This window comes from Rhodococcus sp. NPDC057014 (genome assembly GCF_042673295.1).
In the GTDB taxonomy this organism is placed as follows: Bacteria; Actinomycetota; Actinomycetes; order Mycobacteriales; family Mycobacteriaceae; genus Rhodococcus_F.
Genome location: NZ_JBHUSF010000058.1, coordinates 1 through 22,857 on the forward strand (window position 1 = coordinate 1; position 22,857 = coordinate 22,857).

General features: G+C 67.3%; 22 protein-coding genes. 9 read left to right on the top strand and 13 right to left on the bottom strand.

Annotated features, from left to right (window positions below; all coding sequences use genetic code 11):
* Positions 1–58: 58 nt before the first annotated feature.
* Positions 59–1,174 (bottom strand): NAD(P)H-dependent flavin oxidoreductase, encoded by a 1,116-nt coding sequence (locus ACFTZB_RS14470; RefSeq protein ID WP_378432470.1) that lies wholly within the window; start codon positions 1,172–1,174, stop codon positions 59–61.
* Entirely contained in the window at positions 1,175–2,827 is a 1,653-nt protein-coding gene (locus ACFTZB_RS14475) for an acyl-CoA synthetase (RefSeq protein ID WP_378432508.1), read from the bottom strand.
* 79 nt (positions 2,828–2,906) lie between these two features.
* Here ACFTZB_RS14475 and ACFTZB_RS14480 point away from each other — a divergent pair, with 79 nt between their 5' ends.
* Complete coding sequence (locus ACFTZB_RS14480; RefSeq protein ID WP_378432471.1) at positions 2,907–3,731, top strand: crotonase/enoyl-CoA hydratase family protein; 825 nt, start codon at positions 2,907–2,909, stop codon at positions 3,729–3,731.
* 101 nt (positions 3,732–3,832) lie between these two features.
* Here ACFTZB_RS14480 and ACFTZB_RS14485 read toward each other — a convergent pair whose 3' ends face one another.
* Together ACFTZB_RS14485 and ACFTZB_RS14490 are read right to left on the bottom strand one after the other, a co-directional pair.
* Positions 3,833–4,780 (bottom strand): hypothetical protein, encoded by a 948-nt coding sequence (locus tag ACFTZB_RS14485; RefSeq protein ID WP_378432472.1) that lies wholly within the window; start codon positions 4,778–4,780, stop codon positions 3,833–3,835.
* A gap of 169 nt (positions 4,781–4,949) precedes the next feature.
* Positions 4,950–5,987, bottom strand: a complete 1,038-nt coding sequence (locus ACFTZB_RS14490; protein WP_378432474.1) for an LLM class F420-dependent oxidoreductase — start codon at positions 5,985–5,987, stop codon at positions 4,950–4,952.
* Positions 5,988–6,066: 79 nt separating this feature from the next.
* Here ACFTZB_RS14490 and ACFTZB_RS14495 point away from each other — a divergent pair, with 79 nt between their 5' ends.
* The 5 genes from ACFTZB_RS14495 to ACFTZB_RS14515 are packed head-to-tail and all read left to right on the top strand — an operon-like array spanning position 6,067 to position 10,604.
* Positions 6,067–7,047 (top strand): Zn-ribbon domain-containing OB-fold protein, encoded by a 981-nt coding sequence (locus ACFTZB_RS14495; RefSeq protein ID WP_378432509.1) that lies wholly within the window; start codon positions 6,067–6,069, stop codon positions 7,045–7,047.
* Positions 7,048–7,059: 12 nt separating this feature from the next.
* Positions 7,060–8,124, top strand: a complete 1,065-nt coding sequence (locus tag ACFTZB_RS14500; protein ID WP_378432476.1) for a thiolase domain-containing protein — start codon at positions 7,060–7,062, stop codon at positions 8,122–8,124.
* Positions 8,124–9,299, top strand: coding sequence for a thiolase domain-containing protein (locus ACFTZB_RS14505; protein ID WP_378432477.1), 1,176 nt, complete (start codon positions 8,124–8,126; stop codon positions 9,297–9,299). The genes ACFTZB_RS14500 and ACFTZB_RS14505 overlap by 1 nt, the downstream gene beginning before the upstream one ends.
* Before the next feature lie 17 nt (positions 9,300–9,316).
* Complete coding sequence (locus ACFTZB_RS14510) at positions 9,317–10,180, top strand: TIGR03619 family F420-dependent LLM class oxidoreductase (RefSeq protein WP_378432479.1); 864 nt, start codon at positions 9,317–9,319, stop codon at positions 10,178–10,180.
* A 10-nt stretch (positions 10,181–10,190) separates the two neighbouring features.
* Positions 10,191–10,604: a nuclear transport factor 2 family protein gene (locus tag ACFTZB_RS14515; RefSeq protein WP_378432480.1), complete on the top strand. Its 414-nt coding sequence runs from the start codon at positions 10,191–10,193 to the stop codon at positions 10,602–10,604.
* A gap of 9 nt (positions 10,605–10,613) precedes the next feature.
* Here ACFTZB_RS14515 and ACFTZB_RS14520 read toward each other — a convergent pair whose 3' ends face one another.
* Both ACFTZB_RS14520 and ACFTZB_RS14525 read right to left on the bottom strand, forming a co-directional pair.
* A complete protein-coding gene (locus ACFTZB_RS14520) occupies positions 10,614–11,870 on the bottom strand; it encodes an erythromycin esterase family protein (RefSeq protein ID WP_378432482.1) in 1,257 nt (418 codons plus the stop codon).
* An 86-nt stretch (positions 11,871–11,956) separates the two neighbouring features.
* Positions 11,957–13,213, bottom strand: a complete 1,257-nt coding sequence (locus ACFTZB_RS14525; protein ID WP_378432483.1) for a cytochrome P450 — start codon at positions 13,211–13,213, stop codon at positions 11,957–11,959.
* 160 nt (positions 13,214–13,373) lie between these two features.
* Between ACFTZB_RS14525 and ACFTZB_RS14530 the strand changes: the two genes are divergently transcribed.
* The 3 genes from ACFTZB_RS14530 to ACFTZB_RS14540 all read left to right on the top strand — a co-directional run bounded on the left by ACFTZB_RS14530 (position 13,374) and on the right by ACFTZB_RS14540 (position 15,820).
* Positions 13,374–14,537 (top strand): steroid 3-ketoacyl-CoA thiolase, encoded by a 1,164-nt coding sequence (locus tag ACFTZB_RS14530; RefSeq protein ID WP_378432484.1) that lies wholly within the window; start codon positions 13,374–13,376, stop codon positions 14,535–14,537.
* Positions 14,538–14,546: 9 nt separating this feature from the next.
* Positions 14,547–15,056, top strand: coding sequence for a nitroreductase family deazaflavin-dependent oxidoreductase (locus ACFTZB_RS14535; protein WP_378432485.1), 510 nt, complete (start codon positions 14,547–14,549; stop codon positions 15,054–15,056).
* A gap of 98 nt (positions 15,057–15,154) precedes the next feature.
* Positions 15,155–15,820 carry a GNAT family N-acetyltransferase gene (locus ACFTZB_RS14540; protein WP_378432486.1) on the top strand — a complete coding sequence of 222 codons (666 nt, stop codon included), beginning with the start codon at positions 15,155–15,157 and terminating at the stop codon, positions 15,818–15,820.
* A gap of 43 nt (positions 15,821–15,863) precedes the next feature.
* Here ACFTZB_RS14540 and ACFTZB_RS14545 read toward each other — a convergent pair whose 3' ends face one another.
* The 7 genes from ACFTZB_RS14545 to ACFTZB_RS14575 are packed head-to-tail and all read right to left on the bottom strand — an operon-like array spanning position 15,864 to position 22,854.
* Positions 15,864–17,474, bottom strand: a complete 1,611-nt coding sequence (locus tag ACFTZB_RS14545) for an acyl-CoA synthetase (protein WP_378432488.1) — start codon at positions 17,472–17,474, stop codon at positions 15,864–15,866.
* Positions 17,475–17,487: 13 nt separating this feature from the next.
* Positions 17,488–18,744, bottom strand: a complete 1,257-nt coding sequence (locus ACFTZB_RS14550; protein ID WP_378432490.1) for a hypothetical protein — start codon at positions 18,742–18,744, stop codon at positions 17,488–17,490.
* The gene (locus ACFTZB_RS14555) at positions 18,738–19,286 is read right to left on the bottom strand and encodes a nuclear transport factor 2 family protein (RefSeq protein WP_378432491.1); all 549 of its coding nucleotides are present in this window, start codon (positions 19,284–19,286) and stop codon (positions 18,738–18,740) included. The genes ACFTZB_RS14550 and ACFTZB_RS14555 overlap by 7 nt, the downstream gene beginning before the upstream one ends.
* Positions 19,286–19,501 carry a ferredoxin gene (locus ACFTZB_RS14560; protein ID WP_378432492.1) on the bottom strand — a complete coding sequence of 72 codons (216 nt, stop codon included), beginning with the start codon at positions 19,499–19,501 and terminating at the stop codon, positions 19,286–19,288. Before ACFTZB_RS14560 ends, ACFTZB_RS14555 begins: the two co-directional genes overlap by 1 nt.
* Positions 19,501–20,853, bottom strand: coding sequence for a cytochrome P450 (locus ACFTZB_RS14565; protein ID WP_378432493.1), 1,353 nt, complete (start codon positions 20,851–20,853; stop codon positions 19,501–19,503). The genes ACFTZB_RS14560 and ACFTZB_RS14565 overlap by 1 nt, the downstream gene beginning before the upstream one ends.
* Entirely contained in the window at positions 20,850–21,635 is a 786-nt protein-coding gene (locus ACFTZB_RS14570) for an SDR family oxidoreductase (RefSeq protein ID WP_378432494.1), read from the bottom strand. Before ACFTZB_RS14570 ends, ACFTZB_RS14565 begins: the two co-directional genes overlap by 4 nt.
* Positions 21,628–22,854, bottom strand: a complete 1,227-nt coding sequence (locus tag ACFTZB_RS14575; protein ID WP_378432495.1) for a cytochrome P450 — start codon at positions 22,852–22,854, stop codon at positions 21,628–21,630. Before ACFTZB_RS14575 ends, ACFTZB_RS14570 begins: the two co-directional genes overlap by 8 nt.
* Positions 22,855–22,857 lie beyond the last annotated feature (3 nt).

Here is a 22,857-nt window from a genome sequence, read left to right on the forward strand (position 1 = left end):
ATACTCCCCCAGGTGTGTGGCAAAGTGTGCTGGCGCAAACTTTGCCACTCACCTGCGGCTACCGGAAACTGTCGAGGCGGGAGACCGCCGAGTCGAAGCCCTTGATCAATTCGTCCATCACGTCGGCCACCGGCCGGATCTCGTTCATCCGCCCGACGATCTGCCCCACCGGCATCGCCACGACATCCGGGTTCTCCGACGCGGCGATCCGCTGATGCGCCTCGCTGACCAGCAGATTCTGCAGCGGCATCGGCAGCGGCGCCGGCGCGTCCGGCTTCGACCACGCGTCGGTCCACTTGGTCTTGAGCAGGCGCGCCGGCTTGCCCGAGTAGATCCGGGACCGCACCGTGTCGGCGGATGTCGCGCCGAGCAGGGCGCGCTGGATGGCGGACGGGCCCTCGGCCGACGCGCTGCCGAGCTTGTATTCGGAGGTGGTGAGCCAGTACGACCCCATCCACACCCCGCCCGCTCCCAGCGACAGCGCGGCGGCGACCTGACGTCCGCTGCCGATGCCACCGGCAGCCAGAACTGCGGCGGAATCACCGATGGCATCGACGATCTCGGGTACCAGCACCATCGATGCGATCTCCCCGGTGTGTCCTCCGGCCTCGTACCCCTGCGCGATGACGATGTCGACACCGTTCGCGACGTGCCTGCGCGCGTGCTCCACGGCGCCGGCCAGCGCGGCCACCGGAACACCCTTCTCGTGCGCCTGGTCGATGACGTCCTTCGGCGGCGAGCCGAGGGCGTTGGCGATCAACGCAATTCGATGATTCAGGGCGACGTCGACGTGCGACCGCGCCACCGAGTGCAGCCAGCCGAGCACACCGGTCGCGTGTTCGGCACCCGAATCCAGCGGCGGCACCCCCAGCTCGGACAGGGTCCGGTCGACGAACGCGCGGTGTTCCGCGGGGATCAGCGACTCGAGGTCCACCGACGTGCCCTCGGTGGGAACCTTGGCGGGCATCACGATGTCGACGCCGTACGGCTTGCCGTCGGTGTTCTCGTCCATCCAGGACAGGACGGCTTCGAGTTCCTCGGGGTCGTTGAACCGGACGCAGCCGAGCACGCCCAGGCCGCCGGCGCGGGAGATCGCCGCCGCCACGTGTTCGGACGGCGTGAACCCGAAGACCGGGTACTCGATGCCGAACTTCTCGCTCAGACTCGTGTGCATTTACGCGCCTTTACTTTCGGGCGAACCGTTGCCGTTGTGGTCGTCGGCCGGGCGGGTCTCGGTCTGTTCCTTGGCCCAGCGGTAGTCGGGTTTGCCCGCCGGCGAGCGCTTGATCTCGTCGACGAACCACAGACTGCGCGGAACCTTGTATCCCGCAATCTCCTTGCGGGCCGCGTCCGCGATCTCGTGCAGACTCGGGCGCGCCGCTCCGCGGGTCTGGATGACCGCAGCGACGCGCTGGCCGAAGCGTTCGTCGGGAATACCCACAACCAGGGCGTCGAAGACGTCGGGATGCGACTTCAGTGCGCCCTCGACCTCTTCGGGGAAGATTTTCTCGCCGCCGCTGTTGATCGACACCGAGCCGCGGCCCAGCATCGTCACCGTCCCGTCCGCCTCCACCTGCGCGAAATCGCCCGGGATGGAGTAGCGGATGCCGTTGATCTCCTTGAACGTGGCCTTGGTCTTCTCTTCGTCCTTGTAGTAGCCGATCGGGATGTGCCCCCGGCGCGCCAGGATGCCGACCACGCCGGAGCCGGGTTCGACCGGGTTGCCGTCCTCGCCGAGGACGGAGGTGGACGCGTCGATCTTCACCGTCGGGCCGCCACCATGTGAATCGCCCTTCGCGACCACGCTGAGACCGCCGAAACCGGTCTCGGACGAACCGATCGAGTCGGTGATCATCCGGTTGGGCAGCAGTTCGAGGTACTTCTCCTTGATGCTGGGCGAGAACAGCGCCGCCGAACTCGCCATCAGGAACAGCGACGACAGGTCGTAGGGTTCGCCGCTCGCCTCGTTGCCCTCCACCAGCGCGTCGAGCATCGGGCGCGCCATCGCGTCACCGGTGATGAAGATCAGGTTGACCTTGTGCTGGTCGACGATCCGCCACACGTCGTGGCCGTCGAATTCGGGGTGCATGACGCACTTTCCGCCGCCGAACAGACTCTGGAACACCGCCCACTGGCTGCCGCCGTGGATCATCGGCGGGATCGGGAAGCGGGTCATGCCGGGGCTCTCGGCCCCGAGCTTCGCGAGATCCCACTCGTCCTCGACGTATTCACCGGTCATGAAGTTGATGCCGCCGCCGAGCACCCGCCAGACGTCCTCGTGGCGCCACATCACGCCCTTCGGCTTTCCGGTGGTGCCACCGGTGTAGAGCATGTACAGGTCGTCATTGCTGCGCTCGCCGAAATCGCGGTCGGGGGAACCCTGCGCCAGCGCCGCCTCGTACTCGACACCGACGTAATCGAGATCGGTGCCGTCCTCGACCACGACGGTGGTCTTCAGGAGCGGCGCCTCGGGGAGCACGTTCGCCACTTTGTCGGAGTACCGGCGTTCGTGGACGAGCGCGACCATGTCCGAATTGTCGAAGATGTATTGCAACTCGTTCTCGATGTACCGGTAGTTGACGTTCACCATCACCGCGCGGATCTTGAAGACCGCCACCATGGCCTCGATGGCCTCGATGGTGTTGCGGCAGTAGATGCCCACCTTGTCACCGGGCCGGACACCTTGTTCACGCAGGTAGTGGCCGAGGCGATTGGCCCTCTCCTCCATCTGCGCGTACGTCACTTCCCGGTCGTCGGACACCAACGCGACGCGGTCCGGAACGAGGTCGATTGCGTGCTCTACGAGGTCTGCGATATTAAGGGCCACGTCAACAAAGTAGAACGTGTTACCGTTTCTGGCAAGACCCAATTTGAGAGCCAGCTCACACACCCTTCGGGAGACTTCAGTGTCCTCTACAACGACCGAGAAATCCGACATTTCGGCACAGTCGCCGCACTGCCTCGTCGAGAAACGCGGGCACGTCCTGATCGTCACGATGAACCGCCCCGAGGCGAAGAACGCGCTGTCCGGCGAAATGATGGCGATCATGCGGGACGCGTGGGATCAGGTCGACTCCGACCCGGACATCCGGGTCGCCATCCTCACCGGCGCAGGCGGCGCATTCTGCGCGGGCGCCGACCTCAAGGCCATGACGTCTCAGCACCCCGGCGACTCGTTCTCCGGCGGCGACTGGGACCTGTCCAAGATCGAGGCGCTACTGAAGGGACGACGCCTCACCAAACCCCTCATCGCCGCAGTCGAGGGTCCCGCCATCGCCGGCGGCACCGAGATCCTGCAGGGCACCGACATCCGCGTCGCCGGCGAGAGCGCCAAATTCGGTGTGTCCGAAGCAAAATGGGGTCTGTTCCCCCTCGGCGGCTCCGCGGTGCGCCTCGTCCGGCAGATCCCGTACACCGTCGCAGCCGACATCCTGCTCACCGGACGTCACATCAAGGCCCCCGAGGCCAAGGAGATCGGCCTCATCGGGCACGTCGTCCCCGACGGCCAGGCCCTCGACAAGGCCCTCGAACTCGCCGACCTCATCTCCGCCAACGGCCCCCTCGCCGTCCAGGCGATCCTCAAGACCATCCGCGACACCGAAGGCATGCACGAGGAAGAAGCCTTCCGGATCGACGCCGCCCTCGGCACCGAGGTCTTCACGAGCGCCGACGCGAAGGAAGGCCCCCGCGCCTTCTCCGAGAAACGGGCGCCGAAGTTCGAGGGCCGCTGACCCCTCCCCCTCGCCGAGCCCGCCCCGCCCCCTTCCGGACGAACGGGACGCTCGTTGCGTTAGATCGAACGAGCGTCCCGTTCGTCCCGCAGGCGGGGCGGCTAGGACAACATCCGAACGCTCGGCCGGGGACGCGACGCAGCGAGTTCGAAGTGAGCCCTCAGGTCGGCGACGACCTGCTCAGGCTGGTCGCGGACAGCGCTCGGCAAGGTCGGTAGCACGATGATGCCGGCGTTCTGCATGCGTGTCCGCCGCTCGACGGTGTGCTTGTACTGCCGAGGTGCGAGGTGCCAATCGAGCGAGTCGATGTCCCACGCGAGCGCGACCTCGTCGATCCAACCGTCCGGCATCGCGATGAACCGTCCGTCGATGTCGACGATCTTCCTGTTGAACACCATCTCGGGAAGGCCACTGCGCAGCCACAGCCGGCGCGCGTGGGCCTCGGCGACCGAGTGCACATCGGCCTTCATTTCCTGCAGAACAATTCGCGGGATGGCTGATCCACGACCACTTCCGGCGTCGAGTTCGACGGCGAGTTCATCCGCCGTGACCGCTCCGCGCTGGACGACTTCCGCGATCGTCGCGCGCGCCGCGTCGACGGTCGTGCACCTGCGTGCGGCGTCGAGCAGGGCTCTCGGCAACGGCGCGCAGGCGACATCTCCGCGCAACTCGGCCTCGGGCATACGCGACGTGCGTTCGACCTTGACGAAACCCGTGGACTGCACCCGACGATCGACCGCGACGAGTACATCCACGTCACCGGAGTAGCTCCCGAATCCGTGACACCGCAGAGCGGAACGTCCCGTGACGAGTGAGTTCCGGCCGCAGAACAGTAGCGCCGCCAACACCCTGTGCTGGAACGACGGCTGCCCGTTCTGGAGGAGCACGATCCCCGGCAGCAGCCGTTGCCACGGTCCGCCGGACCGACAGCGCGCCGAGATCGTCGATCGCGCCAATCCGAGGCGTTCGAGTTCCGACGTCCGGACGACGCCGGCCACCCCCACCTGATCGAGCAACTCCGGCCGCTGTCCCCAAATCCCCCGTCGCATCACCTCATGCTGCCAGCGGAGGGTGCGACACGACAGGCCGAATCTGCGTGCCTGTGGATAACTTCACCTACCCGGCTCGAACGAACGGGACGCTCGTTCGATCTGACGCAACGAGCGTCCCGTTCGTCCGAAGACCAAGACCCGGAGGGGGCAGCCGGGGCGGGCGGGGTCAGCCCAGGACCGCGGCGGAGAGTTCGCGGACGTGGTCGGCGTCGCGGCAGGAGACGAGGAGCATGGTGACGCCGGCGTCGGCCCAGCGTTTGACGTCGGCGCGGACTTCGTCGACGTTGCCGATGATCATGGTTTCGGTGACCATGTCGTCGGGGACGACGGCGGCGGCTTCGTCTTTGCGGCCTGCGCGGAAGAGGCGTCCGATTTCGTCGACCTGCTCGCCGTAGCCCATGCGGGTGTAGACCTGGGCGTGGAAGTTGAGTTCGGGGGCGCCCATGCCGCCGACGTAGAGGGCGGTGATCGGTTTGAGGCCGGCGATGGCGGCGGCGCGGTCGTCGGTGACGATCACCTGGCAGGTGGCCGCGACTTCGAAGTCTTCGCGGGTGCGGCGGGCGCCGAGGCGGGCGAAGCCTTCGTCGAGCCATTCGTTGTACATGGGGGCGAGACGGGGTGAGTAGTAGATGGCGAGCCAGCCGTCGGCGATCTCGGCGGTGAGCGCGACGTTCTTGGGGCCTTCGGCGCCGAGCCAGATCGGGATGTCGGCGCGGAGGGGGTGGGTGATGGGTTTGAGCGGTTTCCCGAGTCCGGTGCTGCCGGGTCCGGTGTAGGGCAGGGGGAAGTGCGGGCCGTCGCTGGTGACGGGTTCCTGCCGCGACAGCACCTTGCGGACGATGGAGACGTATTCGCGGGTGCGGGCGAGCGGTTTGGTGAACGGCTGCCCGTACCAGCCTTCGACGACCTGCGGCCCGGAGACGCCGAGGCCGAGGATGGCGCGGCCGCCGCTGAGGTGGTCGAGGGTGAGGGCGTGCATGGCGGTGCTGGTGGGTGTGCGCGCGGAGATCTGCACGACGGACGTGCCGAGGCGGACGCGGTCGGTGCTCGATCCCCACCAGGCGAGGGGGGTGAAGGCGTCGGATCCCCAGGATTCGGCGGCGAAGACGGCGTCGAATCCTTCTGCTTCGGCGGCGGCGATCAACTCCGGGGCGTTGGTGGGCGGCTGTGCGCCCCAGTATCCGAGTTGCAACCCGAGCTTCATCGTGTGCCTCCGCATCGACCGTCGTCAGAAGTGACCCTTGCCACAAACACTAGAACCTGTTCTACTCGAAGTTGTGAGCATGGGAAAGAGCGCGGTGGCCGAAAAATTCTCGAACGAACCGTTGAGCGCCCCGCTGAAACTTCAATTCGACTACACCCGATCGGTGGGCCCGACCATCGGCGCCTTCGTGACCGCGCTGCGCGACGGCAAGGTCATCGGCGCCCGCGGCTCGGACGGACGCGTCTACGTCCCACCGCCCGAATTCGACCCGGACACCGCCGAACCCCTCACCGACTTCGTCGGGGTGTCCGACGCCGGGACGGTGGTGAGCTGGACGTGGATGCCGGAACCCATTGCCGGGCAACCTCTCACCACTCCCTTCGCATGGGCCCTCATCACATTGGACGGCGCCGACACTTCTCTGGTGCATGCCGTGGACGTCCACTCCCCCGCCGGAATGAGCACCGGCATGCGGGTGCGGGCGCGATGGGCGCGTGACCGCGTCGGCCGGATCCAGGACATCGTGTGCTTCGAACCCGGGGAGTCGGCCGGCGAACCCGGACCGTCTCAGGAGTCGGACGCGGTCACGATGGTCACCACCCCCATCGATCTCGACTACATGCATTCCGCCTCCGCCGAGGAGAGCTTCTACCTCCGAGGGTTGAAGGAGGGCAAGCTGATCGGTGGCCGCACCGGGCCGGGCGGCAAGGTGTACATCCCGCCCCGCAGCGCCAACCCGACCGACGGCATCCCCACGAAGGAGCAGGTGGAACTGCCGGACCGGGGCATCGTCACGACGTTCTGCATCGTGAACGTCCCGTTCCTCGGGCAGCGGATCACGCCGCCGTACGTCGCCGCGTACGTGCTGCTCGACGGCGCGGACATCGCGTTCCTGCACCTGATCCTCGACTGCGACGCCGCCGACGTGCGGATGGGCATGCGCGTGGAAGCCAAGTGGAAGCCCCGCGAGGAGTGGGGCTACACGCTCGAGAACATCGAGTACTTCAGGCCGACGGGTGAGCCCGACGCCGAGTACGACACCTACAAACACCACCTGTGAGGGCGCGGCACAATGACAGATATCGCAGTCGTCGGGTTCGCGCACGCACCCCACGTGCGTGAGACCACCGGCACCACCAACGGCGTCGAGATGCTGGTCCCCTGCTTCCAGCAGCTGTACGAGGATCTCGGGATCACCAAGTCCGACATCGGTTTCTGGTGTTCGGGATCTTCGGACTACCTGGCCGGCCGTGCGTTCTCGTTCATCTCCGCGGTCGACTCGATCGGCGCGGTACCGCCGATCAACGAGTCGCACGTGGAGATGGACGCCGCCTGGGCGTTCTACGAGGCCTGGATCAAGATCATGACCGGCGAGGTCGACACGGCCCTGGTGTACGGGTTCGGGAAGTCCTCGGCCGGCAACCTCCGCAAGGTCCTGTCCATGCAACTCGACCCCTACCTGGTCGCGCCTCTCGCCCTCGACTCCGTCTCGCTCGCCGGACTGCAGGCCCGCCTCGGACTCGACGCCGGGAAGTGGACGGCCGAGGAGATGGCCGCCGTCGCGGCCCGCAGCCGGGCGGCGGCGGAGAGCAACCCGAACACTCAGTTGTCGGGGCACGTCGACATCAACGCGCTGCTCGCCCGCCCGTTCGTCGCGGACCCCTTGCGCGCCCACGACTGCGCGCCGATCACGGACGGCGCCGCCGCCGTCGTTCTCGCGGCCGGAGACCGTGCCCGCGAGCTGTGCGAGCGACCGGCGTGGATCACCGGGATCGAGCATCGGATCGACTCCCCGAACTTCGGTGCCCGTGACCTGACGGTCTCGCCGTCGACGGCGGCGTCGGCGCGGGCGGCCACCGGCGGGGACGTCGGCGGCATCGACGTGGCCGAGTTGCACGGCCCGTTCACCCATCAGGAACTGATTCTCCGCGAGGCGATCGGGCTGTCCGAGGCGACGACGATCAATCCGTCGGGTGGCCCGCTGAGCGGGAACCCGATGTTCTCGGCGGGTCTCGAACGCATAGGTTACGCAGCCAAGGCCATCATGGACGGCAACGCCGGGCGCACGCTGGCGCACGCCACGAGTGGTGCTGTGCTGCAACAGAATCTGGTCGCAGTCTTGGAGGGACGCAACTGATGGCGAATCAATTGGCCGCCGTACTGGGCACCGGTCAGACCCATTACGTGGCGAAGCGGCACGACGTGTCCATGGCCGGGCTGGTGCGCGAGGCGATCGACCGCGCGCTGGAAGACGCGCGGGTGGGCTGGGACGACATCGACGCCGTCGTGATCGGCAAGGCCCCCGACCTGTTCGAGGGGTCGATGATGCCGGAACTCGCGATGTCGGACGCACTGGGCGCCAACGGCAAACCGCTCCTGCGTGTGCACACGGCGGGTTCGGTCGGCGGTTCGACCGCCTGCGTGGCGGCGAGCCTCGTGAAGTCGGGAGTGCACAAGCGGGTCCTGACGGTGGCGTGGGAGAAGCAGTCCGAGTCGAACGCCATGTGGGCGCTGTCCACCCCCATTCCGTTCCACATGCCGGTCGGAGCGGGCGCGGGCGGGTACTTCGCCCCGCACGTCCGCTCGTACATCCGGCGGTCCGGCGCACCCGATCACGTCGGCGCGATGGTGGCGGTGAAGGACCGGCTGAACGGCAGCCTCAACCCGTACGCCCATCTCAAGCAGCCCGACATCACCCTCGAATCGGTGCAGGCCTCGCAGATGCTGTGGGACCCCATCCGCTACGACGAGACCTGCCCGTCCTCGGACGGCGCCTGCGCGCTGGTGATCGGCAACGAGGAGGCCGCCGAGCAGGTCGTTGCGGACGGACGTGAGGTGGCCTGGATTCACGCGACCGCGATGCGCACCGAGCCCACCACGTTCGCCGGACGCGACCAAGTGAATCCGCAGGCGGGCCGGGACGCGTCGGCCGCGCTGTGGAAGGCCGCGGGCATCAAGGATCCGCTCGACGAGATCGACGTCGCCGAAATCTACGTCCCCTTCTCCTGGTTCGAACCGATGTGGCTCGAGAATCTGGGCTTCGTCGCCGAGGGCGAGGGCTGGAAGCTCACCGAGGCCGGCGAGACGGCCATCGGTGGGCGGCTTCCGCTCAACGCGTCGGGTGGCGTCCTGTCGTCCAACCCGATCGGCGCCTCCGGGATGATCCGGTTCGCCGAGGCGGCGATGCAGGTGATGCACCGCGCCGGCGACCACCAGGTGAAGGACGCGCGCAAGGCACTCGGCCACGCCTACGGCGGCGGTTCGCAGTACTTCTCGATGTGGGTGGTCGGTTCCGACCGGCCGAACAACTAGTAGTAGGGACGTCACCAGTGAAATTCACCGTCGGCATCGCCATGAATCCCCTCGATCAGTTGCCGGCTCTCGCGAAAACAGCCGAGGAGTGCGGGTTCTCGTCCATCGCACTCCCCGACTCGCTGTTCTTCATGGAGAAGCAGAGCGCCGACTACCCGTACACACCGGACGGCTCCCGGATGTGGACCGAGGAGACGCCGTGGGTGGATCCGCTGATCGCGGCGGCCGCCATGGGCGCGGTGACGTCGACGATCGAGTTCTACACCCAGGTCCTCAAGCTGGGGTCCCGCAATCCGGTGCTCCTGGCCCGCCAGGTGGGATCGGTGGCCAACCTGATCGGCAACCGGTTCGGTTTCGGTGTCGGGATCGGCTGGGCACCCGAGGAATTCGAATGGTGCGGGGTGCCGTACGCGAAACGCGGCGCCCGCGTCGACGAGATGATCGACGTCATCAAGCTGATCCTCGGCGGCGGGATGGTCGAGTATCACGGTGAGTTCTACGACTTCGACCGCCTGCAGATGAGCCCGGCCCCGACGAAGCCGGTGCCGTTCTACGTCGGCGGCCACACCGACGTGGCCCTGCGCCGCGCGGCCCGGGTCGGTGACGGCTGGACGTCGGCGATGATCAAGTTCGACGATCTCGTGCAGGTCATCGCGCGACTGCGGGAACTGCGGCAGGAGTACGGCCGCGCCGAACTGCCGTACGAGATCCAGACCGTCTGCATCGACCGTTTCGGCAAGGACGGCTACGCCGAACTCGCGGACGCCGGAGTGACCGACACGATCGTCGTCCCGTGGGTGTTCGACGGCATCGGCTTCGACGGACCCCTGGACGCCAAGCAGGAGTCGCTGCGCAAATTCGCCGATCAGTACATCGGATAGGAGTGTGGACATGACGACGACCGACCATCCCGCCCGCCTCGCCGGGCAGGCGTCCCGCGCGGCCGCCAGCGGCAGGCGCAAAGAGGAATGGCTGGCCCTGTTCGCCGAGGACGCGTGCGTCGAAGATCCCGTCGGCCCTTCGGGTTTCGACCCCGAAGGCAAGGGGCACCACGGCCTCGACGCGATCTCCCGGTTCTACGACATGACGATCGCGACCACCGAATCGCTCGAATTCCTCATCACCGATTCACTGGTGTGCGGCAACGAGAACGTGAACATCGGGACCATCCGGTCCACGGTGGCGGGATCGCAGATCGACGCCGAGGGCGTGTTCGTCTACCGCGTGAACGACGAAGGCAAGATCACGTCGCTGCGGGCCTTCTGGGAAGTCGAACGGGCGATGAAGACACTGCGCAAGGCCTGAGGATTCGGATCACCCGACGGCCTCGTCGAGGTGCCGGACGAAGAGGACGGCGTCGAGTTCGCCGAGGCACGCGGGGTCGAGCGGGAAGTACGTGGAGTTGCTCGACGGGTCGGCGCGCTTCTCCGCGCCGCGGACGGCGTCCGCCACCGCCGCGGCAGGCACGAGACAACTCTCGCCGACCGCGAAGAGCAGATCCTCGAGGGTGCCCGGTGGCGGCTGTCCGATGCCGTGACCGGGCGCCTCGCCGACCGCGGACCCGATGACGGTGTACGCGCCGCCGAATCGCAGGTCCAGGTGGGCGCCGGCGCACCACCAGCGCAGGTGCATTCCGGCGAGATCCCAGTGGGTCTCCCCCTTCAGCAGGTGGCCGTTGTGGGCGAACACGAACGTCGGGCCCCGATCGGCCTCCCGCCGCACCAGCGCGGACAGGTTGTCCGCCATGAGGGTGTCGCGGATCCCGAGGAGCCTCGTGATGCGGCGTGGGGAGTTCTCCGCCATTCCGGCGTGATAGCTGAGCAGGCGGGCGGCGACACGGCCGTGCAGTTCGGCCTCCCGCCAGTCGTCACGCGTGCCCGCAGCGACGAGGCGAGGCGCCTCCGACGCCAGCAGCGTCATCAGGTCGTCGGCGATCAGACGCAACTGCCCGGCCTCGGCGGTGGCACCGACGGATCGGGTCGGGTCCATGGCGACGGCCGGGTCGCTCCAGCGGTCGTCGTCGCCGATCAGCGCGGAGATCCGCTCCGGAGTGCAGGGCAGATCCCTCGCGTCGAGGTGGGACCGCAGGTAGGTGTCGAGGAAGATCAGGGCCTGCCGGGGGCTGTCGGCGGACGTCATCTCGATGGGGCCGTCGAAACCGAAGAACCGCACGTGCTCCTCGGGTTCGCGTCGGCTGTTGTAGTCGGCCATCCATCGGATCAGGTCGCGGTTGGCCCGGGACTCACCGAAGCCGTGGCTGAAACCGTGTTCCATGACGTCGTCGAACGGCGGGCCGCTGGCGCCCCTCACGAAGGTGTCGACGAGTATCCCGTTCAGGCAACTGCTTTCGATCGCGATGGAACGGTAGCCCTCGCGTTCGACGAGGTACCGGAACATCTGATTGCGGAGCAGCAGAAAACCCTCCTCCCCGTGCAGAGGCTCGCCGAACCCGAGCAGTCGGGGCGTGTCGTCCAGGCGGCGAAGGAACGCGCCGAGGGCGGCGGTGACACGCGGGTCTCCCGGCGCCGAGAAACCGGCACCCAGGTCGTGGACGACGGACCGCACAGTCATGACCTGCTCCCACCCTCCTCGGACAGAAAGGGAACAGCGGCGTCGGAGAGGATGAGGGTGCCCTCCGACGCCGCTGAATCAGGGGGTCAGTGTCTGACCGGGCAACCGCCTGAGGCGGTCTTGTAATCGACCTGAAACTCCTTGATACCGTTGAGCCAGCCCGAGCGCAACCGCCGCGGATCTCCCAGCTTACTGATATCGGGCAGGTGATCCGCAATCGCATTGAAGATCAAATCGATTTCGAGGCGGGCGAGGTTGGCTCCGAGGCAGAAGTGCGCGCCCGTGCCGCCGAAGCCGACGTGCGGGTTGTTCTCCCGCAGGATGTCGAACTTCTCCGGATTCTCGAAGGCGTCCTCGTCGAAATTCGCGGAACCGTACAGCATTACGACCCGCTGACCCTTCTTGATCTGCACGCCGCCGAGCTCGGTGTCCTCGAGAGCGGTGCGCTGGAACGAGTTGACCGGCGTCGCCCACCGGACGATCTCGTCGGCCGCCGTCTTGGGGCGCTCCTTCTTGTAGAGCTCCCACTGATCGGGATGGTCGAGGAACGCCATCATGCCGTGTGTGATGGCATTGCGGGTGGTCTCGTTGCCCGCGACCGCCAGCAGGATCACGAAGAAGCCGAATTCCTCCGGAGAGAGCTCATTTCCATCGATGTCCGCTTCGATCAGCGTCGTCACGATGTCGTCGGCGGGGCACTTCTTGCGCTCGTCCGCCATCTGATACGCGTAGCCGAGGATTTCCATCGACGCGGCCTGCGGGTCGATGTCCAGTTCGGGGTCGTCGTAGCCCGTCATCTGGTTCGACCAGTCGAACACCTTCAGCCGATCTTCCTGCGGCACGCCGAGCAACTCGGCGATCGCCTGCAGCGGAAGCTCACACGCCACCTGGGTGACGAAGTCGCCGGCTCCCGATTCGGCGGCCTCTTTCACGATCTTCTCGGCGCGCTCGGTGAGTTCTTCGCGCAGACTGTTGATCGCGCGGGGCGTGAAACCGCGGGAGACGAGTTTGCGCAGCTTGGTGTGCTCGGGCGCGTCCTTGTTGATGAGGATGAAGCGCTGCATCTCGATGTTCTCGCGCGGAATGTCGTCGGCGAAGCGCACGATCGCGGTGTTCTCGTGGGTGGAGAAGACGTCGCTGCGCCGCGACACCTCCTTGACGTCTTCGAGCTTGCTGACGACCCAGTAGCCGTCGTCGTGGAAGCCACCGATCTCCGGCGGCTGCGGGTTCCACCAGATCGGCGCAGTCTTCCGCAGTTCGGCGAACTCCTGGTAGGGGATGCGTTCTGCGTAGATGTCCGGGTCGGTGAAGTCGAAACCCTCTGGAAGATTGGGCTGCGCCACTGCTGTCTCCTGCCCTAAGCCATACACCACTCAGTGATGTGGAACACGTTCTACTAGCATTGAAGCACAAGCCGGGCGACTAGCAAAGGAAAGCTCATTCAGACCTTGCCCGGATAGCAGAACCTGTTCTATTTTCTGAGAACAAGGAAAGGAGCCCGCCGTGGGCACACCCGTCATCGTCGAGGCAGTTCGCACCCCCATCGGAAAGCGCGGTGGCTGGCTGTCCGGATTGCACGCCGCCGAAATCCTCGGCGCCGCTCAGCGGGGCATCCTCGACCGCTCCGGCATCGACCCCGAACTGGTGGAGCAGGTGATCGGTGGTTGCGTCACCCAGGCCGGTGCGCAATCGAACAACATCACCCGGACCGCGTGGCTGCACGCCGGACTGCCCTGGCAGGTCGGCGCCACCACGATCGACTGCCAGTGCGGCTCCGCGCAGCAGGCCAACCATCTGATCGCAGGCCTGATCGCCACGGACGCGATCGACGTCGGAATCGCCTGCGGCATCGAGGCCATGAGCCAGGTGCCGCTCGGGGCGAACGTCGGGGAGAACGCCGGACCACGCAGACCCGCCGACTGGGACATCGACATGCCCAATCAGTTCGAGGCCGCCGAGCGCATCGCCCGCCGCCGCGGCATCACCCGCACCGACGTCGAAGCCCTCGGAGTGCGTTCGCAGGCCCGCGCCAAGCAGGCGTGGGACGAGGGACGTTTCGACCGGGAGGTGCTGCAGGTGACGGCGCCCGTCGTCGACAAGGACGGCAACCCCACCGGTGAGACGCGGGTCGTGACGCGCGATCAGGGTCTGCGCGACACCACCGCGGAGTCACTCGCCACGCTGAAGCCCGTCCTCGAGGGCGGCATCCACACGGCAGGCACCTCCTCCCAGATCTCCGACGGCGCCGCCGCCGTCATGCTGATGGACGAGGCCCGGGCGCGCGCCCTCGGCCTGAAACCGCGGGCCCGCATCATCTCCCAGGCGCTCGTCGGCTCCGAACCCGAATTCCACCTCGACGGACCCGTCCAGGCCACGGCACGCGTCCTCGAACGGAGCGGCATGAAGATCGGCGACCTCGACCTGTTCGAGGTGAACGAGGCCTTCGCCTCGGTGCTGCTGTCGTGGGCGTCGGTGCACGAGCCCGACATGGACAGGGTGAACGTCAACGGCGGCGCACTGGCGCTCGGACATCCCGTGGGCAGCACCGGGTCCCGGCTCATCACCACGGCGCTGCACGAACTCGAACGCACCGACGGGTCGACGGCCCTGATCACGATGTGCGCCGGCGGCGCCCTCGCCACCGGCACCATCATCGAGCGGATCTAGGGCCGCCCGATGAACGCGCCCGCTCGACCCGAGCCAGATTCCCCTCGCTCCGCTCGACCGGCCGGCCTCGACTCGCAGTGGACGGTCTCCTTTATCAAGTGGATATCGAAGATCAACGTCGTGCTGTACCGGCGGACGGGCGGGCGACTGGGCGGCAAGTGGCGCGTGGGCAGCGCCTTCCCCCGCGGGTTGCCCGTCTGCCTGCTCACCACCACCGGCCGCAAGAGCGGCGAGCCCCGGATCAGCCCGCTGCTGTTCCTCGAGGACGGTGACCGCATCGTCCTCGTCGCGTCGCAGGGCGGCCTCCCGAAGCACCCGATGTGGTACCTGAACCTGCGCGCGAACCCGCAGGTGACGGTCCAGGTGAAGTCGCGGGTCCGGCCGATGACCGCCCATATCGCAGACCCCGAGGAACGCGCACGGCTGTGGCCGCGGCTCGTCGACATGTACGCGGACTTCGACAACTACCAGGCCTGGACGGACCGCACAATCCCCGTCGTCGTCTGCACGCCCCGATAGCACTGTATGTACCGTCGGGTAACGCGTGCCATGTCGGAGGACATCTTGCAGTATTGACGCGTACGGACTTGTACGACGGCCGAGGGCGAGGAATGCAGATGAGTACACAGGTTCAAGATCGGATACACGACCGTCGAGAGCTCACCGCGGTCCTGCTGCGCGCACTGGAGCAGCGGCACGAGGTTCTCGACGCCATCGTCGACAGTGAGGACCATGCCGAGGCCCTCACCACCGTCGCCGGACTCCTCGAGACGACCGAGGCGTACGCGGAAGCCGTCCTCAACCTGACGTTCCGCCGCCTCACCAAGGTCGAGCGGCGCCGCATCCAGTCGGAACTGAAGGACCTCGACGCCACCCTGGAGTGGACGTCGACGGACCGTCCGGCGAGCACGGGCCGCAACTTCCGCCTCCGCCCGTTCACCCAGACCGACGAGGACGCCGCCCTGTTCCGGCGCCGCTGCGTCGAACAGGTCGACGACGCGGGCACGCAGTGGTCCGAGGAGCGGGTCGAGAAGGAGCGTACGGAGGGCCTGAGCCGCGTCGACGACGAGTCCGCCGCGTGGTTCGTGTGTGAGGACACCGAGGAGAACACGGCCGTCGGCATGGTGTTCGGCGAATTGTCGGGGCGCGAGGTCGATGTCGCGATCTGGATCTCCCCCGACGCCCGGAAGAAGGGCTACGGCACCGCAGCCGTGAAGCACAGCCGTCAGGAACTCGCCGCCGAATTCCCGGGAACGGTCCTGGTCGTCCGCGCTCCCGCCTGACCCGCATGTGAGTGGCGAAGCGTGCGGGAGCACACTTCGCCGCTCACGTACGGTGGTCGGGGTCGCGCTGCTTGGTGACGCCCTGGGCCCAGCGGTAGTCGGGTTTGCCGCTCGGTGTGCGCTGGACGGTGTCTTCCACCCACACCAGCCGCGGAATCTTGTAGCCGGCCAGGCTCTGCCGCACGTGCTGCTCGAGGCCGGCGAAGTCGACGCCCCGGCCGTCGCGCGCCTGCACGACCGCGGACACCCGGTGCCCCCACCGTTCGTCGGGGACGCCGACGACGATGGCGTCGTAGACGTCGCGGTACGCCTTCACCGCGCTCTCCACCTCTTCGGCGAACACCTTCTCGCCGCCGGTGTTGATCACCATGTTGCCGCGACCGAGCAGGGTGATCGAGCCGTCGGCCTCGATCCGCGCGCGGTCACCCGTGACGACCACCGATCGTCCGTCGACCTCACGGAAGATTTCCCGGGTCTTGTCCGGGTCGTTGTAGTACCCCTGCGGAACGTATCCGCCCTTGGCGAACCAGCCGTCGACCCCGGAGCCCGGTTCGACGGGACGACCGGCGTCGTCGATCACCAGCGCGTACCGCCCCGCCGGGACCCGGGGACCACCCACCTGCGTCTCCCCCTTGGTGGCGAAACCGATTCCCCCGAAACCGGTCTCGGACGCGCCGATCGAATCGGACACCAGCAGCCCCGGGAACGCCTCGAGGAACGCGTCCTTGATCACCGGGGAGAACAGCGCGGCTCCCGACGCGACCACGCCGAGACTCGACGTGTCGGTCCGGGCCGGGTCGAGGGACTCGATCAGCGGCCGCCCCATCGCGTCGCCGGTGATGATGAGGATCTGCACCCGGTGCCGCTCGACGAGTTCCCACGTCCGGTCGGCGTCGAATTTCGATTCCAGCAGCACCGTGTTCCCGCTGAACAGCGCGGTGAACGTCGGCATCATCGCGGCGGCGTGGATCAGCGGCGGCAACGCGAACCACAGGGTCGGCTCCCCCTGCGACCCGACCCGCGACTGCTGGTACTCGTCGTCGATCGCCTCACCGGTGTAGAAGTCGAGGCCGCCGGCGAGGACGCGCCAGATGGCCTCGTGCGTCCACACCACACCCTTGGGGCGTCCGGTGGTGCCGCCGGTGTACATGATGAACAGGTCTTCGGAACTGCGTTCACCGAAGTCGCGGTCGCCGCTGCCGGACAGCGCCTCCTCGTACGGCACCGAGCCGCTGGGCACACCGGCGCCGCCGAGATCGTCCTCGACGACGACGGTGTGCCGGATCCTCGGCAGCGACGGCAGCACCTCCGCGATGCGCGGCGAGTAGATGCGGTGGTGGACGACGGCGTCGAGTTCGGCGTTGCCGTACACGTAGGCGAGTTCGTCGCTGGTGTAGCGGTAGTTGATGTTCACCGGGACCGCGCGAATCTTGTACGCCGCCAGCAGCGTCTCCATGGTTTCGATGGAGTTGTGCAGGTGCACGCCGATGTGCGAACCGGCGGTCAGTCCCGCGTCCAGGAAATGGTGGGCCAGCCGGTTGGCGCGGTCCTCCAGTTCCCGGTACGTGACGCGGCGAGCGCCGCAGATCAGCGCCACCCGCTCGGGCATCACGTCGACGGAGTGCTCGAACAGATCTGCCAGGTTGTAGGCCACGGGGAGTGTCCTCTCAGACGACGGTGAGCGGAAGGGGAATCCCTCGATCGGTGAAGGCGAAATCGGCCCCGGTGCTGAACCGCGTGAGCGCGACCTCGGGCGCCTCCTTCGCGGGCGGTTCACCGGCCACGACCTCCACCGTCAGCGCCGTGTCCGTCTCTTCGACCACCTGCACGGCGAACTTCGGCGACACCCCGCGCACCAGGGCGGTCAACGGCGCGAGATGCTCGCCGTCGATCATGGACGGCCACGCCCCGTCCTCCGACGCGCCGCACTCGCGGCCCAGGGTCAGCAGCAGTCGGTGGTCGAGGGAGATCGTGACGTCCACGTACTGACGGGGATTGAGCGCCGGATGCACGGCGAGGACGACGGCCAGCCCCTCGAGGTCGGCGGGCAGCCCCAGCGCGTTCCGGATCCGCTCCGACGTGAGGCCGGCGATGCCGGTGAGTTGCTTGCGAGCGATGTCGAGGGCGGCGTCGCCGTCCGTGCGGGCCCGCACCGCGAGCAGGAAGCCGAGTGTCAGCAGGTGCTGCTGCACGCACACCTCCTCCGCGATCCGGGTCAGCGCCGAATGGGAGAAGTCCGGGAACCGCAGGTCGGCGAGGAGCGCGCCCGCGTAGTCGTGCTGTCCCGGACCGCCGGTGTCGATCGGCGACAGCCCGACCGTCGCCGCCCGCGACTTCCCCACCGTCACCAGCCCGTCCGGGATCGGGGGCGGCACATGTGCGTCGTCGATGGTGACCGTCCAGAGGCAGTGCGGTGTCCGGTCCGCGGGCTGTCGCGGCGGACGGTGCACGGGACGCACCTGCGCGTGCGGGTTGGTGGCCAGGGCGGTGGCGTCGAACGTCGGGTCCTCGATGTCGTGGCACATGGCCGTGACGTACTCGTCGCCCATCGGTTCGACGTCCATCAACGCCCCGCAGTGGTCCAGCCAGAATTCGCCGTGGTCGTGATCGGTTACGCGGTACCGGAAGTCCATGAACTGGGGCGGCGCACCGATGTCGAGTTGCAGACCCTTGAAGATCGTCACGACGCCGTCGCCCTCGAACCCCAGCGCGCGCTGCATCCGCCTCGCGTAGATCGGGCTCGACGCCATCCATTCCTCGATCGCGACCTGCGTCATGCCCTCGCGGCCGAACGCCCCGATGAGGTGCGGCATCCCGGAGCGGTCGATGAGGTGACCGCACAGCAGCAGTTCCGGCACGAGGATCGCCAGATCCTCGCGGGACAGATCCGCGAACGACGCCGGAACCTTCACCGTGCTCACCACAGCGGGACCGGTGCGTTCCCGACCGGGTACCACCCCGGCAGCCGACCGGACGTCGCTCGCTGGATCCGCGCGTTCATGCCGTCGGACATCGCGTTGTTCGTGATCATTTCGAGGAACAGGCTCGAGACGTTGCCGAAGTCGAAGAAGTCACGCTGCCAGGACCATTGGAAGTTCCCGCCGTACCGGAACCAGCTGCCACCGATCCCGGTGACCTGATAGTGGGTGCCGTCGTCGCGGGTGCGTTCGGACACCTGCTTCCAGAATCCGATGACGTCGCCGCTGCGGTCGTCGATGACGAACTGCTGATACGGGTACTGCCAGCCCTCGAGCCCGTCCATCTCCTGCCCGAGCGCGAGATCACGGATCTCGTCCCGGCCGACGGCCATGAAGTCGTCCTTGGGCCCGTAGTTCCATCCGTACGTGGCGTCCTCGGTGTACATCTCGGCCAGCGGCTTCCAGTCGCCGAGCGACTCGCAGCGCTTGTTCTCGTCCACCCAGCGTTGCACCATCTCGTCGATTTCGGCGCGGTCGAAAGGGGCCATCAGGATTCTCCTTCTGAGTCGGTGTCCGCGAGGATCCGCAGGGCCTGGGTCGGGCAGAAACGCACGGCACTCTCGACCTCCGCGCGCAGGTTCTCGGGTGGGTCGCTGTCGAGGATGTCGACCTTGCCGTGCTTGGGGACGACGAAGACGTCGGGCGCCTCCATCTCGCACACGGCGTGGCCCTGACACAGGTCGAGATCGGCTTCGACTCTCATCACGTGCTTCGCTTCCGGTACCTCACCGTGCAGGGCTGCTGCAGTTGCACCACCATCTTGCTGTGGTCGTTGCGGTACGTCTCGGACGGTTGTGCCATCTCGAACTCCCAGTCCTGCAGGAGGATCGAGAAGATCGCCTTCAGCTGCATCAGCGCGAACGCCGCCCCGACGCAGCGGTGCCTGCCTGCGCCGAACGGAATCCACGTCCAGCGGTTGACGATGTCCTCCTGGTTGGGGTCGATGTACCGTTCCGGGTCGAACGTGTCCGGGTTCGGGAAGTCCTCCGCGATCCGGTTGGAGATCGCCGGGGTCGCCGCCACGAGATCGTTCTCGGCGATCCGGTAGCCGCCGACCTCGAACTCGCCCCGGGCGACGCGCAGCAGGATGATCAGCGGAGGGTGCAGCCGCAGCGTCTCCTTCAGTACCGCTTCGAGTTTCGGGATCTGCCTGAGCGCTCCGAAGCTGATGTCGGAGCCGTCCGAATAGAGGTCGTCGAGTTCCGCGACCACCTGCTTGGCGTAGTCCGGGTGCCGCAGCAGTTCGATCAGCGTCCAGGCCGCGGTGCCGGACGTGGTGTGATGCCCGGCGAACATCATCGAGATGAACATGCCGGTGATCTCGTCGGCGGTGAAGCGCTCGTTGCCGTTCTCGTCCTTGATCGAGACGAGCACGTCGAGCATGTCCCGGTCCTCCTTGCCCTGCGGAGGGTTCTGGACGCGCCCGGTCATGATCTCCTGGACGAGCGCCACCAGCTGCACCCGCGCCTCGTCCCGTCGGCGGAAGCTCTCGATGTCGGCGTACGCGTCGACGTAGGCGATGGGGTCGGTGCCCTGCTCGAGTTCGTGGTAGAGGTGTGCGAACCGGCCGTCGAGTTGTTCCCGGAACTTCGTGCCGATCAGGCAGGCCGAGGACGTGTAGATGGTCAGCTCCGCGAAGAATTCGAGGAGGTCGATCTCGCCCTCGTCGCCCCACTGCGCCACCATCCGGTCGACCTCGCGGGCGATCGTCGCCGCGTGCCCCTTCATCTGCTCACCGCGCAACGCCTGGTTGTGCAGCATCTCCTTGCGGCGCTCGGGGCTCGCGTCGAACACGACCCCCTCGCCGAAGATCGGCTTCATGAACGGGTAGGCGGCCTGCTGGTCGAGATCCTCGTCGGTGGAGCGGAAGAAGAATTCGTTGGCCTCGGCGCCGGACAGCAACACCACCTTCTTGTCCGCGAGCTGGAAGACGCCGACGTTCCCGCACTCCTCCCGGACGCGGCGCATCAGCGCGATCGGGTCGGTGCGCAGCTCGTCGAGATGTCCGTACTCGTGCTCACCACCGGACACACGTTGCGGAGTAACCAGATTCATTCTCCATCCTTTCGCAGGGGCGCCTCGGGCTGCACCTCGATCAGCACCAGGTGTGCGCCGCGGGGCGCGCTGACGGTGGCGACGACGGCATCGGCGATCGCGGAGGCGCGCAGGAAGTACGAGTGCCGGGCGAATCCCCATTTCGCCCAGTCGTCGAGGACGGGTCCGATGACCTCCTCGGTGGTGTTCATTCCCATCGACGTCTGAGTGGGTCCCGGGCGCACCACCGACGCCCGGACACCGGTGCCCTCCAACTCCATCCGCATCTGCCTGCCCATCATCTCGACACCGGCCTTACCGGCGTTGTAGGCGCCCATCCGGGGCCGCGGCGTGTCCGCGCAGTCGGATCCGATGAGGACGAAGTCGCCGCGCCGGCGTTCGATCATGCCGGGAACGATGCGGTGCGCGAGACGCTGCGCCCCGACGAGGTGGACGTTGATCTGGTCCAGGAACCGGTCCGGGTCCATCTCGTGCGCGACGGAGAACTCGAGGTCGCCGGCTCCCGACAACGCGATCTCGGTGGGGCCGAGCGCGTTCTCCGCCGCGGTGACGAAGTCGTCGACCGACGCGGTGTCGGTGACGTCGAGGAAGTGCGCGAACGCTTCTCCCCCGTTGCTGCGGATCTTCTCCGCGATCTCCTCGCACTCCGCCACCCGGCGGGCGCCGAGCGCGACGGGGTGGCCGGCCTCGGCCAGTGCATACGCCGTCGCCGTGCCGATGCCCGACGACGCCCCGGCGACGATCGACGGCCGGCGCTGCGGGTTGGGTTCGAACCTAGGCATCGCGGACCTGCACTTTCAGGGGGAGGGTGGCGAAACCGCGGACATTGGTCGAGTGGACCCGCACGCTGTTCGCCTCGTCGATGTCGTAATCGTCTATGCGGGAGACGAGTTCGGTGAGGGCGATCCGCGCTTCGAGCCGCGCCATGTGGGCGCCCAGGCAGAAGTGGGTGCCGCCGCCGAAGCTCGCGAGCTTGTTGGACGTGTCCCTGCCGATCCGGTATTCGTCGGCGTCCTCGAACACCGCCGAGTCGCGGTTCGCGGAGCCGATCAGGATGAGCACCTTGTCGCCCGCGGGAATCGTCCGGTCGTGGAAGTCCAGGTCGACCGCCGCCGTCCGCGCGACCATCTGGCTGGACGTGTCGAAGCGGAGGGTCTCCTCCACCCAGTCCGGCACCCGGCTCGCGTCCTCGAATACGTGCCTGACCTCGCCCGGGTAGCGGAACCCCCAGTACAGCGCGTTGCCGAGCAGCTTGGTGGTGGTCTCGTTGCCCGCCACCACCATCAGGAACATGAACGCGATGATCTCGTCGTCGGTGAGCCGGTCGCCGTCGATCTCCGCCTCGAGCAGCGCGGACGTCAGATCCGCGGTCGGCTTCCTGCGCCGCTCCGCCAGCATGTCGGCGTAGTAGCCGACGAGGTAGAGCGACGCCTCCATCGCGGCGTGCGGCACGTCGAGAACGCCCTCCTCGCGGTGCACCACCAGATCGGCGAGCCGGCGGAGTTCGCCGCGGTCGGCCTCCGGCACCCCCATCAGTTCCGAGATCACGTCCATCGGCAGTTTGCCCGCGAATTCGGCGATCCAGTCGAACTCGCCCGCCTCGAGCGCCGGGTCGAGGTACTGCCGGGTGAGGTGCAGGATCCGCCCCTCGAGTTCGTTCACCCGCCTCGGGGTGAACCCGCGGGACACCAGCTGGCGCATCCGCATGTGCCGCGGATCGTCCAGCGCGAGAAAGGACATCGTCTTGTGGGCGTGCGGACCGTAGGCCGCCGGGTCGAGCGACACCCCGTTCGCGCTCGACAGGCGCTGGTTGTCGCGGAAGGCCGCGACGACGTCCGCGTGCCGCGACAGCGCCCAGAAGTCGAGTTCCTCGTTGTAGTAGGCCGGCGCTTCTTCCCGCAGTCTTCGATACGTGACGTACGGATCTTCGTGGAAGCCATAGTCGTACGGATTGAACGTCACCGGATTGTGTGACACCCCGGGCATCGAGGCTGCGGTCATGGC